At 64.5% G+C, this 14,048-nt stretch carries 10 protein-coding genes; 6 read left to right on the top strand and 4 right to left on the bottom strand.

Annotation, left to right across the window (positions count from 1 at the left end; translation table 11 throughout):
• Positions 1-165 precede the first annotated feature (165 nt).
• From rimP to truB, 5 genes are all read left to right on the top strand, one after another.
• Entirely contained in the window at positions 166-624 is a 459-nt protein-coding gene (gene rimP, locus AB3K92_RS30155; RefSeq protein ID WP_014897219.1) for a ribosome maturation factor RimP, read from the top strand.
• Positions 624-2,099, top strand: a complete 1,476-nt coding sequence (nusA, locus tag AB3K92_RS30160) for a transcription termination factor NusA (RefSeq protein ID WP_006476166.1) — start codon at positions 624-626, stop codon at positions 2,097-2,099. Before rimP ends, nusA begins: the two co-directional genes overlap by 1 nt.
• Positions 2,100-2,190: 91 nt before the next feature.
• Positions 2,191-5,118 carry a translation initiation factor IF-2 gene (gene infB, locus AB3K92_RS30165; RefSeq protein WP_027787688.1) on the top strand — a complete coding sequence of 976 codons (2,928 nt, stop codon included), beginning with the start codon at positions 2,191-2,193 and terminating at the stop codon, positions 5,116-5,118.
• A gap of 114 nt (positions 5,119-5,232) precedes the next feature.
• The gene (rbfA, locus tag AB3K92_RS30170; RefSeq protein ID WP_021162402.1) at positions 5,233-5,631 is read left to right on the top strand and encodes a 30S ribosome-binding factor RbfA; all 399 of its coding nucleotides are present in this window, start codon (positions 5,233-5,235) and stop codon (positions 5,629-5,631) included.
• Positions 5,632-5,644: 13 nt separating this feature from the next.
• Complete coding sequence (gene truB, locus AB3K92_RS30175) at positions 5,645-6,577, top strand: tRNA pseudouridine(55) synthase TruB (protein WP_021162401.1); 933 nt, start codon at positions 5,645-5,647, stop codon at positions 6,575-6,577.
• Positions 6,578-6,662: 85 nt separating this feature from the next.
• Here the strand turns inward: truB and AB3K92_RS30180 are convergent, their stop codons facing one another.
• From AB3K92_RS30180 to AB3K92_RS30195, 4 genes are all read right to left on the bottom strand, one after another.
• A complete protein-coding gene (locus tag AB3K92_RS30180; protein ID WP_021162400.1) occupies positions 6,663-8,222 on the bottom strand; it encodes a DHA2 family efflux MFS transporter permease subunit in 1,560 nt (519 codons plus the stop codon).
• Between the two features lie 28 nt (positions 8,223-8,250).
• On the bottom strand, positions 8,251-9,465 hold the full coding sequence (locus AB3K92_RS30185; protein ID WP_021162399.1) for an HlyD family efflux transporter periplasmic adaptor subunit: 1,215 nt from the start codon (positions 9,463-9,465) through the stop codon (positions 8,251-8,253).
• Between the two features lie 52 nt (positions 9,466-9,517).
• Positions 9,518-11,014, bottom strand: a complete 1,497-nt coding sequence (locus AB3K92_RS30190) for an efflux transporter outer membrane subunit (RefSeq protein WP_048020751.1) — start codon at positions 11,012-11,014, stop codon at positions 9,518-9,520.
• Between the two features lie 87 nt (positions 11,015-11,101).
• Complete coding sequence (locus AB3K92_RS30195) at positions 11,102-11,593, bottom strand: MarR family winged helix-turn-helix transcriptional regulator (protein WP_042977011.1); 492 nt, start codon at positions 11,591-11,593, stop codon at positions 11,102-11,104.
• 325 nt (positions 11,594-11,918) lie between these two features.
• Here AB3K92_RS30195 and typA point away from each other — a divergent pair, with 325 nt between their 5' ends.
• Positions 11,919-13,745: a translational GTPase TypA gene (typA, locus tag AB3K92_RS30200; RefSeq protein ID WP_021162397.1), complete on the top strand. Its 1,827-nt coding sequence runs from the start codon at positions 11,919-11,921 to the stop codon at positions 13,743-13,745.
• The last annotated feature ends 303 nt before the right edge of the window (positions 13,746-14,048 follow it).

The following is a 14,048-nucleotide window of genomic DNA, read 5'->3' on the forward strand; positions in this document are numbered from 1 at the left end:
ATTCAATGTGCGGCTCAGGTGCGACCACCAGTAAGAAGATGGGCGTTCCGCCCATTTTTTTTTGCTGAAACGGTTAGGCATCTCGGGTAGCGCTTCCTGCGCCGGCTAAGGCGCGCGCCCGCGGGTGAATCGCGAGCGGCGGGCGCGAACACCTGAGAGGACACTGTGCAACTGACGGAACTGATAGAAACCACGGTCACCGGGCTCGGCTACGAGCTGGTGGATCTCGAGCGCACTGGGCGCGGCATGCTTTGCATCTATATCGATCAGCCTGCCGGCATCTCGCTCGAAGATTGCGAAAAGGTCACGCGTCAGCTCCAGCACGTCTTGACGGTCGAAAACATCGATTACGAACGGCTCGAAGTCTCGTCCCCGGGGCTCGACCGCCCGTTGAAGAAGCTGGCCGACTTCGAGCGCTTCGCCGGCAGCGAAGTTTCCGTGACCTTGAAAAAGCCGCTGGACGGGCGCAAGACGTACCGGGGCATTCTGCACGCGCCGAATGGCGAAACGATCGGTTTGGAATTTGAGAGGAAGAAGGGCGAGGCGGCCATGCTGGATTTCACGCTGGCCGATATCGACAAAGCCCGCCTGATTCCGCAAGTTGACTTTAGGAGCCGCAAATAATGAGTCGCGAAGTGTTGATGCTGGTGGATGCGCTGGCGCGCGAGAAAAACGTCGACAAGGATGTGGTGCTGGGCGCCCTCGAGGCCGCGCTCGCATCTGCTTCCAAGAAGCTGTTCGACGAAGGCGCCGAAATCCGCGTCCATATCGATCGCGAAAGCGGCGAGCACGAAACCTTCCGTCGCTGGCTCGTCGTGCCCGACGAGGCAGGCTTGCAGGAGCCGGATCGCGAGATCCTGCTGTTCGAAGCACGTGAGCAGAAGCCCGACGTCGAAGTCGGCGAGTATGTCGAGGAACCCGTTCCGTCGATCGAGTTCGGTCGCATCGGCGCGCAGGCCGCGAAGCAGGTGATCCTGCAGAAGGTGCGCGACGCCGAACGCGAGCAGATCCTGAACGATTACCTCGAGCGTGGCGAAAAGATCATGACGGGTACGGTGAAACGCCTCGACAAGGGCAACTTCATCGTCGAATCGGGCCGTGTCGAGGCGCTGCTGCGCCGCGATCAGCTGATTCCGAAGGAAAACCTGCGCGTGGGCGACCGCGTGCGTGCGTACATCGCGAAGGTCGACCGCACCGCGCGCGGCCCGCAGATCGAACTGTCGCGTACGGCGCCCGAGTTCCTGATGAAGCTGTTCGAGATGGAAGTGCCGGAAATCGAGCAGGGCCTGCTCGAGATCAAGGCGGCTGCCCGCGACCCGGGCGTGCGCGCGAAGATCGGCGTCATCGCGTACGACAAGCGGATCGATCCGATCGGCACCTGCGTCGGTATCCGCGGTTCCCGTGTGCAGGCCGTGCGCAACGAGCTCGGTGGCGAAAACATCGACATCGTGCTATGGTCGGAGGATCCCGCCCAGTTCGTGATCGGCGCGCTCGCGCCGGCAGCTGTCCAGTCGATTGTCGTCGATGAAGAAAAGCACTCGATGGACGTCGTCGTCGACGAGAACGAGCTGGCTGTCGCGATCGGCCGCAGCGGTCAGAACGTTCGTCTTGCTGGCGAACTGACCGGCTGGCAGATCAACATCATGACGCCGGACGAATCCGCCCTGAAGCAGGGTGAAGAACGCGACCGGCTGCGTGCGCTGTTCATGGCGCGTCTCGACGTCGACGAAGAAGTTGCCGACATCCTGATCGACGAAGGCTTTACGAGCCTGGAAGAGATCGCGTACGTGCCGCTCAACGAAATGCTCGAAATCGAGGCGTTCGACGAGGACACCGTGCACGAACTGCGCAACCGCGCACGCGACGCGCTGTTGACGATGGCGATCGCGAACGAAGAAAAGGTCGAGAACGCAGCGCTGGATCTCAAGAGCCTCGACGGCATTACGCCGGAGCTGCTCGCGAAGCTGGCCGAACATGGCGTGCAGACGCGCGACGATCTCGCCGAGCTGGCTGTGGATGAACTGGTCGACATGACCGGGATGGAAGAGGATGCCGCTAAGGCGTTGATCATGAAAGCACGTGAACACTGGTTCCAGTGAGAAATGACCATGGCGCACTGATTTGATGGCGGCCGTATGGCCTGACCCGATGCTAACCGCAAGGAATCGGTCCTTGCACTAAGAGGAATGAATGGCGAGTAACAACGTAGCCCAATTTGCCGCGGAACTGAAAATGCCTGCTGGTGTGCTGCTCGAACAGCTGCAGGCAGCGGGCGTCCAGAAAGCGAGTGAAGACGATGCGCTGTCCGAAACGGACAAGGCGCGTCTGCTCGATCATTTGCGCAAGTCGCACGGCGCAACCGACGGCGACAAGCGCAAGATCACGCTGACCCGCAAGCATACGTCGGAGATCAAGCAATCTGACGCGACGGGCAAGGCTCGCACCATTCAGGTCGAGGTCCGCAAGAAGCGTACGTTCGTCAAGCGCGACGACGTGGCCGAAGGTGCGGAACAGGGTCAGGCGCAGGTCGCCGAAGCGGACGACGATGCAGAACTGAAGCGTCGCGAGGAAGAGGCGCGCCGCGAGGCCGAGCTGCTCGAGAAGCAGGCGCAGGAACTGCGCGAGCGTCAGGAGCGCCTCGAGCGCGAGGAAGCGGAACGTCGTGCCCGCGAGGAAGCGGCCGAAGCCGAGCGCCGTCGCGCCGAGGAAGAAGCGGCGGCGAAGCGTGCCGCGGCCGAAGCTGCGGCGGCACAGCAGCAGGCAGCCGCGCAGCAGGCTGCTGCAGCCGAACAGGAAGCGGAGACTCCGCAATCGGCGCAGTCCGCGCAGGACGAAGCGCGCGCAGCCGCCGAACGTGCGGCGCAGCGCGAAGCGGCGAAGAAGGCTGAAGACGCTGCCCGCGAGGCAGCGGACAAGGCGCGCGCCGAGCAGGAAGAGATCAGCAAGCGCCGTGCGGCGGCAGAAGCCGAAGCGCGTGCGATTCGCGAGATGATGAACACGCCGCGCAAGGCCGTCGTCAAGGCAGTCGAGCCGCCGAAGCCGGTCGAGCCGCCGAAGCCGGCCGAAGCGAAGGGCACGCTGCACAAGCCGGCAAAGCCGGAAGGCGCGCAGGCGCGTCCGGCCGTGAAGAAGCCGGCCGGTGCCGCACCGGCAACGACGCAGGCGCCGGCAGGCGCGGGCGACCGCAACAAGAAGCCGGGCGCAGGCAAGGGAGGCTGGCAGGACGACGCGTCGAAGCGTCGCGGCATCAAGACGCGCGGCGATTCGAGCGGCGGCGTCGACCGCGGCTGGCGCGGCGGCCCGAAGGGCCGTGGCCGTCATCAGGACAGTGCATCGTCCTTCCAGGCGCCGACCGAGCCGATCGTCCGTGAAGTGCACGTGCCGGAAACCGTGTCGGTTGCCGATCTCGCGCACAAGATGTCGATCAAGGCCTCCGAAGTCATCAAGGTGATGATGAAGATGGGCCAGATGGTCACGATCAACCAGGTGCTGGACCAGGAAACGGCGATGATCGTCGTCGAGGAACTGGGCCACCGCGCGGTTGCCGCGAAGCTGGACGATCCGGAAGCGCTGCTCGTCGAAGGCGAAACCGGTACCGACGCAGAGCAACTGCCGCGTCCGCCGGTCGTCACGGTGATGGGTCACGTCGACCACGGCAAGACCTCGCTGCTCGACCACATCCGCCGCGCGAAGGTTGCCGCAGGCGAAGCGGGCGGCATTACGCAGCACATCGGCGCGTATCACGTCGATACGCCGCGTGGCGTCATCACGTTCCTCGATACGCCGGGTCACGAAGCGTTCACGGCAATGCGTGCACGCGGCGCGAAGGCGACCGACATCGTGGTGCTGGTGGTGGCAGCCGACGACGGCGTGATGCCGCAGACGAAGGAAGCCATTGCCCACGCGAAGGCGGGTGGCGTGCCGATCGTCGTCGCGATCAACAAGATCGACAAGCCGGAAGCGAACCCCGATCGTGTCAAGCAGGAACTGGTCGCGGAAGGCGTCGTGCCGGAAGAATACGGTGGCGATTCGCCGTTCGTGCCGGTGTCGGCAAAGACGGGCGCGGGCATCGACGATCTGCTCGAGAACGTGCTGCTGCAAGCCGAAGTGCTGGAGCTGAAGGCACCGGTCGAAGCGCCGGCCAAGGGTATCGTGATCGAGGCGAAGCTCGACAAGGGCAAGGGCCCGGTCGCGACGATCCTCGTGCAGTCCGGTACGCTGAACCGCGGCGACATCGTGCTGGCGGGTACGGCCTACGGCCGCGTGCGCGCGATGCTCGACGAGAACGGCAAGCCGACGAAGGAAGCCGGCCCGTCGATCCCGGTCGAAATCCAGGGTCTGTCGGAAGTGCCGGGCGCAGGCGAGGAAGTGATCGTGCTGCCGGACGAGCGCAAGGCGCGTGAAATCGCATTGTTCCGTCAGGGCAAGTTCCGCGACGTGAAGCTGGCGAAGCAGCAGGCCGCGAAGCTGGAAAGCATGCTCGAGCAGATGGGCGAAGGCGAAGTGCAGAACCTGCCGCTCATCATCAAGGCGGACGTGCAGGGCTCGCAGGAAGCGCTCGTGCAGTCGCTGCTCAAGCTGTCAACCGACGAAGTGCGCGTGCAGATCGTGCACAGCGCGGTGGGTGGCATCAGCGAAAACGACGTCAACCTCGCAACGGCATCGAAGGCTGTCATCATCGGCTTCAACACGCGTGCGGATGCACAGGCGCGCAAGCTGGCCGAAGCGAACGGCATCGACATCCGCTACTACAACATCATCTACGACGCAGTGGATGAGGTGAAGGCGGCAATGTCGGGCATGCTGGCGCCGGAGAAGCGCGAAGTCGTCACCGGCATGGTCGAGGTGCGCCAGGTGTTCAAGGTGCCGAAGGTCGGCACGGTCGCCGGCTGCATGGTCACGGACGGTATCGTCAAGCGCTCGTCGTCGGTTCGCGTGCTGCGCAACAACGTCGTGATCTTCACGGGCGAACTCGAATCGCTGAAGCGCTTCAAGGACGACGTGAAGGAAGTGAAGCAAGGCTTCGAGTGCGGTATGTCGGTGAAGAACTTCAACGACGTCATCGAAGGCGACCAGTTCGAAGTCTTCGAAGTGACCGAAGTCGCGCGTACGCTGTAATCCTCGCGCATCGGCTCATGGGCGGGGCAGGCTTGGGCCTGTCCCGCCCATTTTCATGGTGGCGCGCCAACACTGGCCGCCGCTTCATCCTGATAAACGGATCACGGATCGATCATGTCCAGGAAACGTACTTCCCCCAATCGCAACGTGCAGATCGCCGACCAGATTCAGCGCGATCTGTCCGAACTCATCATGCGCGAGGTCAAAGACCCGCGCATCGGCATCGTGACCATCCAGAGCGTCGAACTCACGCCGGATTACGCGCACGCGAAGGTCTACTTCACCGCGTTGACCGGCGATCCGGCCAAGACGCAGGAAGCGCTGAACCACGCGTCGGGTCACTTGCACAACCTGTTGTTCAAGCGCCTGCACATCCATACGGTGCCGACGCTGCATTTCCACTACGACCAGACGATCGAGAAGGCCGTGGAAATGTCGCGCCTGATCAAGGAAGCGAACTCGACGCGCGCGAAGGACGACGACGAGGCCGACGCGGCTACCAAGGACGATTGAGCTCGACCGGCCTATGACGACTGCAGCATCCCAACGTCCGCGCGTGCCCCGGCGCGTGCTGGACGGCGTCCTCCTGCTCGACAAGCCGGTCGGCCTTTCGAGCAACGATGCACTGATTCGCGCGAAGCGCCTGCTGCTCGCGAAGAAAGCCGGTCACACCGGTACGCTCGATCCCCTGGCTTCGGGTTTGCTGCCGCTGTGTTTCGGCGAGGCGACGAAGTTCTCGCAGGATCTGCTCGAAGCGGACAAGACCTACGAAGCGACGATGCGTCTCGGCCAGCGTACGGCTACCGGCGACGCGGAAGGCGAGGTGATCGACACGCGCCCCGTCGAATGCGACCGTGCGGCGGTGGAAGCCGCGCTGGTGCGCTTCACCGGCGAGATCGTGCAGGTGCCGCCGATGTATTCGGCGCTCAAGCGCGATGGCAAGCCGCTGTACGAATATGCGCGCGCGGGGCAAACCGTCGAGCGCGAGGGCCGCAACGTGACGATCCTCGCCCTCGACCTGCTCGCGTGCGACCTGCCTGACGTGACGTTTCGCGTGACCTGCACCAAGGGCACTTACGTGCGCACGCTGGCAGAGGATATCGGCGAGGCGCTCGGTTGCGGCGCGCATCTGACGATGCTGCGGCGCACGGGCGTCGGTGCGCTGACGCTCGAGCATGCGGTAACGCTCGATGCGCTGTCCGATGCCGACGAGGCGGCGCGTGATGCGTGGCTCCAGCCGGTCGATGCGTTGCTGTCGACGTTTCCGCTGGTTCGTCTCGATGAAACCAGCGCGAAGCGGTTCCTGCACGGCCAGCGTTTGCCGCTGTCGTCGCTCGACCCGATCGATGCGGCCGAAGGCGGGCGCGTGCGCGTCTACGACGCGACTCGCCTGCTCGGCGTGGCCCGCAAGGCAAACGGCGTACTGGCGCCGGAGCGGCTCGTCGTCACGGCAGCCTGACGCAGCCGCGCGAACGCGCACCCGTCGGAATGAAAAAGCCCCGCTTCACGAAGCGGGGCTTTTTGTTTGCGTCCAGGCAGCGTGTTCAGTGTGCAGCCGATGCGGCGGCACCTGCATCGCCACCGCCCGAGCGCTCGGGCTTCGTGATCCAGATCAGCCCGATCAGCAACACGAAGATCGCCGCCGAGATGTAGAACAGGTCGTTCACGCCGAGCTGCGCGGCCTGCTGCGTGGCCAGGTTGTTGATCAGCCCGTGTGCCTGGTCCCGCGTCAGCCCGAGGTTGCCCATCTGCGTGACGGCCTGGTTGAACGTCGGGTTGTAGACGTTCGCCTGCTCGACCAGTTGCGCGTGATGGAAGTTGTTGCGATGGTCCCAGGCCGTCTGGAAGATCGACGTGCCGATGCCGCCGCACATGATCCGCACGAAGTTCGACAGGCCCGATGCCGCGGGAATGCGGTGGCCGGGCAGGCCCGACAGCGTGATCGATACCAGCGGGATGAAGAAGCCGGCCATCGCGATGCCCTGTACGAGCGTCGGCAGCGTCAGCGACCATTCGTCGACACCCGTCGTGTAGCGCGACCGCATCCAGAAGCACAGCGCAAACGTCAGGAACGACGCCGTCGAGATAAAGCGCGGATCGGTGCGCGGCAGGTACTTCCCGGTGAGGGGCGACAGCAGGATCGCGAACAGCCCGACCGGCGCCATCACGAGACCGGCGTCGGTCGCCGTGTAGCCGATCTGCGTCTGCAGCCACAGCGGCAACAGCACGAGGTTGCCGAAGTACAGGCCGTACCCGATCGACAGCGCGACGGTGCCGCCGGTGAAGTTCCGCATGCGGAACAGCGACAGGTCGACGACCGGGTGCTCGGCGGTCAGTTCCCAGATGACGAAGAACGCGAACGCGATGACCGCGGTCAGCGCGAGCACGATGATGGTCGTCGACGCGAACCAGTCGAGATCCTTGCCCTTATCGAGCATGATCTGCAGCGAGCCGACCCAGACGACCAACAGTGCGAGGCCCACGCCGTCGATCGGGGCGCGGCGCACGGCCGATTCCCGATTGCGGTAGATCGCCCACGTCGCGGCGGCGGCGGCGATGCCGACCGGGATGTTGACGTAGAAGATCCACGGCCACGAGTAGTTGTCCGAGATCCAGCCGCCGAGGATCGGGCCGGCAACGGGCGCGATCAGCGTCGTCATCGCCCATAGCGCGAGCGCCATCGGCGCCTTGGCGCGCGGATAACTCGACAGCAGGAGCGCTTGCGACAGCGGAATCATCGGGCCTGCCACCGCGCCTTGCAGCACGCGCGATGCAAGCAGGAACGGCAGGTTGGGTGAAAGCCCGCACATCCACGACGAAATCACGAACAGGATGATCGACGCGAGGAACAGGCGAACCTGCCCGAAGCGGTCGGTCAGCCAGCCGGTGAGCGGCACGGAGATCGCGTTCGCGACTGCGAACGACGTGATGACCCACGTGCCCTGGTCGGACGACACGCCGAGGTCGCCCGAGATGGTCGGGATCGCGACGTTCGCGATGGACGTGTCGAGCACGTTCATGAACACCGCGAGCGATACCGCGATCGTCCCGATCACGAGCTGCCCGCCCTGCAAGGGCGGGTGAGAGACAGGTGCCTGTGCCATGTCGGTTGTCTTTCCGGAGTCGGAACGGTTACATCATCTTCGCGACGGCGTTCGACTTCGCCGCAGCCGGCGCCGGTGCGTTGCCGCCGGCATTCTCGGCGACGATGCGGGCGATCTCGGCGTCGGCTTCGTCGCCGTACTTCGCGAACACGTTGGTCTCGTAGACGGTGTTCGGTGCGTTCACGAGCTGGTCGCCGCGTTCGTCCTTGATGTCCACGTCGACCTGCATCGACAGGCCGATGCGCAGCGGGTGCTTGTCGAGATCCTTCGGATCGAGTTCGATCCGCACCGGCAGGCGCTGCACGACCTTGATCCAGTTACCCGTCGCGTTCTGCGCCGGCAACAGCGAGAACGCCGAGCCCGTACCTGCCGAGAAGCCGACCACCTTGCCGTGGTAGACCGCCGACGAGCCATAGATGTCGGCCGTCAGTTCGACCGGCTGGCCGATGCGCATGTGCTTGAGCTGGACTTCCTTGAAGTTCGCATCGACCCACACCGCGTTCAGCGGCACCACCGACATCAGCGGCGTGCCCGGCGACACGCGCTGGCCGACCTGCACCGAGCGCTTCGCGACATAGCCGGTGACCGGTGCGGGCAGCACGTTACGCGCGTTCGCCAGGTACGCGTCGCGAACCTTCGCGGCTGCGGCCATCACGTTCGGATGCGATGCGATCGTCGTGTTTGCGGTCAGCGCGCGGTTCGACGCGAGTTGCTGCTGCGAGGCGTCGAGCGATGCCTGGGCGGCGCGCACGGCGTCGCGTGCGTGCGAGATTTCTTCCTGCGACACGGCGCCCGTCTGCGCGACGGCCATGCGGCGACGGAGGTCGTCCTCGGCCTTCGACAGGTCGGACTGGCGCAGCGCGACTTGCGCGCGATACTGGTCGTCGTTGACGAACAGGCCGCGCACCTGGCGCACCGTCTGCGCGAGGTTGGCTTCGGCCTGCTGCAGCGCGACCTGCGAGTCGGCCGGGTCGAGCACGACGAGCGGATCGCCGGCCTTCACCGTCTGCGTGTCGTCGGCCTTCACCGCGATCACGGTGCCGGTGACCTGCGGCGTGATCTGCACGACGTTGCCGTTCACGTACGCGTCGTCGGTCCCTTCATGGAAGCGGGCGACGAGGAAGTAGTACAGGCCATACGCGATGGCCGCGATCACGATGACCGCGACGAGCAGCGTCATCATCCGTTTGCGCTTGCCGTTGTTCTGCGGCTGCGCGCTGGCGGCGTTTTGTTGGTCGCTCATGGCGATTTTCTCCGTCCGTTATTTCGAGTGTCTGCGTAGTGGTGGCGCCGGATCAGTTGGCGGCCTGTTTTGTCGGCTTGTCGGCGTCGGGCGCGGCAAGCGGCGTGCCGGTCGCGTCGAACCCGCCGCCCAGCGCCTTGATCAGGGCAAGCTGCATGTCGCGCCGGCGCATCTTCAGGTTGGTCACCGTCTGCTCCGATGCGAGGCGGTTGCTGTCCGCGGTCAGCACCTGCAGCTGCGGCGACAGGCCGGCCTTGTAGCGGATGACCGCGAGGTCGTATGCGCGCGTCGATGCGTCGAGGGCGCGTTGCGCATCGCCCATCTGGCGATCGACTGCGCGGATCGATGCGACCTGCGTCGCGACGTCGTTCAGCGCGCTGATCAGCGTCTGGTTATAGTTCGCCACCGACAGGTCGAAGTCCGCGTAGCGGCCCTTGAGCTGCGCGCGCAGCGCGCCGGCGTCGAAAATCGGCAGGTGGATCGCCGGGCCGAATTGCGCCTGGCGGCTCGCGAAGTTCAGGAATTTGCCCCAGCCGAACGCATCGAAGCCGAAACCGGCCGCAAGGTTTACGTCGGGGTAGAACTCGGCCTTCGCTTCCTTCACGTCGTGCATCGCGGCTTCGACCTGCCAGCGAGCGGCGACGATGTCGGGGCGGCGCGACACGAGATCGGCCGGCAGGTTGCCGGGCAGCGCGACTTCGCCGCTCGGGTTCATCACGGGTGCCGCGATCTGCAGCCCGCGATCCGGGCCCTTGCCGAGCAGTGCCGCGAGCTGGTAGCGCACCGTCGTGATCTGCCCATCGAGATCGGACAGCGAAGCCTGGGTCGTCGCGATATTGCCGCGGGCCGTCTGGCGTTCGACGTTGGTGTCGAGGCCGGCCGACACGCGGCCGTCGGTGATCTTGCCGACCGTCTCGCGGTTGGTGATCTCGCGTTGGGCGATATCGCGCAGCGCATAGAGCTGCGCGAGCGAGTTGTAGGTGCGTGCGACCGACGACGCGAGCGTGATGCGTGCCTGCTGCATGTCGGCTTCGGCCGCCTTTTCCTGCGACACGGCGGTGTGCAGGCGCTCGCGGTTCTTGCCCCACAGGTCGAGTTCCCACGATGCGCTCGCGAGCGCGTTGTTCTCGCTGTACCACTGGCCGCCGTACGGCGGCGGGAACAGCGCGTTCGACGAATACAGCTCACGCGTCCACGAATAGCTGGCTTCCGCCTTGGGCATCAGGTTCGAGCGCGACGATTCGATGTACGACGACGCCTTTGCGATGCGCGCCTGTGCCTGCGCGATCGACGGATTGCCCTGCAGGGCTTCGTCGATCAGCTTCGGCAGTTGCGGATCGCCGAACTGGCTGGCCCAGTCGAGCGCCGGCCACTGGCCGCCCTGGGCCGGCAGGCTCTGGGCGGATTCGAATTGCGACGCGGGGGCGATCTGCTTGTCGCTCTTGATGCCGATGTAGTTCGCGCAGCCCGCCAGCGCCAGTGCGGCGACCGCGACGGCGACGGCGGTGCGGCACGACCCGGCGCGCACGGACAACGGGGAGGATTTCATTGCGCTGATCCCTGACTCGGAATGAATGATGGACACTGCAAGGATTTCCTTACATTAATCTGTCAAAAGTAATTGTTATGGCAACTATTACGTGATGCTGCCGCCGGCGGTCTCGCAATAGTTGCTGAGAATGCGGCGCAGCATGCTCTTCAGGAACCCGACTTCTTCCGGCGTGAACCCGTCCAGCACCTGGTCGAGCACGCTGCGGAAAATCGGCGGCAGCCGTTCGGCGAGCGCACGGCCTTCGTCGGTCAGCTCGAGGCGCACGACACGTCGATCCTCGATGCTGCGGACACGGGACAGCAGGCCGCGTTTTTCGACCCGATCGAGCAGGCGCGTGACTGCGCTCGCGTCGATCCCGTACTCGCGGGCAAGCTCGGCGGCCGTCGAGCACTTGCCGACCGCGATCATGAACAGCATGCTCGCCTGCGTGCCCGTGATGCCGAGCTCTTCCTGCGTGCGTTGCGTGACGAGGTTGGTCATCACCGACTTCACGCGCGACATCAGATAACCGACGCTGTCGTTCATCTGATACGTGGACAGCGGCGAAACGGGGGATGGGGTAGAAGAATCCGACATAAAACCCTGAAGCTGCAATAGTTGACTAGGCAGCAGTATAGGTACAGTTGCTTGCCGCGGCAAATGTTAATCGAACGGCAAGGGGCGTGCTTTGCGTCGCAAAAATCCCTCATATCAATAAGGTTTTTGTGCCCGACGGCGGCACGGGCTTCGACGGATTGGCGCGTTCGAGGGGAGGGTGTGTTGGCCAGCCTGCTGCGTTGCAACGTGCCGGTCGGTTGCCGACATTCTCACGTGCTATAATTTGTGGCTTTCCAAGCTGCAATGCGCGCGCCCGTGAAAACGAGCGGGCGCTTTTGCGCGTTCAAACGATTTCCAGGTTTCTATGACCCGCGCCCTTCGCAATATCGCCATCATCGCCCACGTCGACCACGGCAAGACCACGCTCGTCGACCAACTGCTCCGCCAGTCCGGCACCTTCCGCGAGAACCAGCAGATTGCGGAGCGGGTGATGGACTCGAACGACATCGAAAAGGAGCGCGGGATCACGATTCTCGCGAAGAACTGCGCGGTCGAGTACGAAGGCACGCACATCAACATCGTCGACACGCCGGGGCACGCGGACTTCGGCGGCGAGGTGGAGCGCGTGCTGTCGATGGTCGACTCGGTGCTGCTGCTCGTCGACGCGGTCGAGGGCCCGATGCCGCAGACGCGCTTCGTCACGAAGAAGGCGCTGGCGCTCGGCCTGAAGCCGATCGTTATCGTCAACAAGATCGACCGTCCGGGTGCGCGGATCGACTGGGTCATCAACCAGACCTTCGACCTGTTCGACAAGCTCGGCGCAACCGAAGAGCAGCTCGATTTTCCGATCGTCTACGCATCGGGCCTGAACGGCTATGCGTCGCTCGACCCGGCTGCGCGCGAAGGCGACATGCGCCCGCTGTTCGAGGCAGTCCTCGAGCACGTGCCGGTCCGTCCGGCGGATCCGGACGCGCCGCTGCAACTGCAGATCACGTCGCTCGACTATTCGACGTACGTCGGCCGGATCGGCGTCGGCCGCATCACGCGCGGTCGTATCAAGCCGGGTCAGCCGGTCGCGATGCGCTTCGGCCCGGAAGGCGAAGTGCTGAACCGCAAGATCAACCAGGTGCTGTCGTTTACGGGCCTCGAGCGCGTGCAGGTCGAATCGGCCGAAGCGGGCGACATCGTGCTGATCAACGGTATTGAAGACGTCGGCATCGGCGCAACGATCTGCGCGGTCGATACGCCGGAAGCGCTGCCGATGATCACCGTCGACGAGCCGACGCTGACGATGAACTTCCTCGTCAATTCGTCGCCGCTCGCCGGCCGCGAAGGCAAGTTCGTCACGAGCCGCCAGATCCGCGACCGCCTGATGAAGGAACTGAACCACAACGTCGCGCTGCGCGTGAAGGACACCGGCGACGAAACGGTGTTCGAAGTGTCGGGCCGCGGCGAACTGCACCTGACGATTCTCGTCGAGAACATGCGCCGTGAAGGCTATGAGCTGGCCGTGTCGCGTCCGCGCGTCGTGATGCAGGAAATCGACGGCGTGCGTCACGAGCCGTACGAGCTGCTGACCGTCGACGTCGAGGACGAACACCAGGGTGGCGTGATGGAAGAGCTCGGCCGCCGCAAGGGCGAGATGCTCGACATGGCATCGGACGGCCGTGGCCGCACGCGTCTGGAGTACAAGATCTCGGCGCGTGGCCTGATCGGCTTCCAGAGCGAATTCCTGACGCTCACGCGCGGCACGGGCCTGATGAGCCACATCTTCGACTCGTACGCACCGGTCAAGGACGGTTCGGTCTTCGAGCGTCGTAACGGCGTGTTGATCTCGCAGGACGACGGCGCTGCCGTGGCCTACGCACTGTGGAAGCTGCAGGATCGCGGCCGCATGTTCGTGAAGCCGGGCGATGCGCTCTATGAGGGCATGATCATCGGCATCCACAGCCGTGACAACGACCTCGTCGTGAACCCGATCAAGGGCAAGCAGCTGACCAACGTGCGTGCGTCGGGCACCGACGAAGCCGTGCGCCTGGTGCCGCCGGTCCAGATGTCGCTCGAGTACGCGGTCGAATTCATCGACGACGACGAGCTCGTCGAAGTGACGCCGCAGTCGATCCGCCTGCGCAAGCGCTTCCTGAAGGAGCACGAGCGTCGCCGCGCGAGCCGCGAAGGCGCGGTCGACTAAGCATCGATCGTTCCCGTGCAGGACGAAAAAGGCCGCCTTCGGGTGGCCTTTTTTGCATCTGAACGATGTGCAACCGGGTGCGCTGCAAAACACTGTTCCCGCGGGTCGTGGCAATCCGGCAAAACCCCGTCGCGCGGTGCTTTCAGGCACATTTCGCCGTGAACTCCGGTATCGGTTCTGTGATATGCTGCGCGCACGCAAGTTTTAGGTCCTTCCAAGCAAGACTTGATTCGCAATCCGCTAAACGGTCAGGCCGTGTCGCGGAAGGTTGAGTAACCCGCTATTTCTCGAGAAGCTCGAAGA

Origin of the sequence: Burkholderia sp. Bmkn7, from assembly GCF_041103175.1 — a bacterium.
GTDB lineage: Bacteria > Pseudomonadota > Gammaproteobacteria > Burkholderiales > Burkholderiaceae > Burkholderia > Burkholderia cepacia.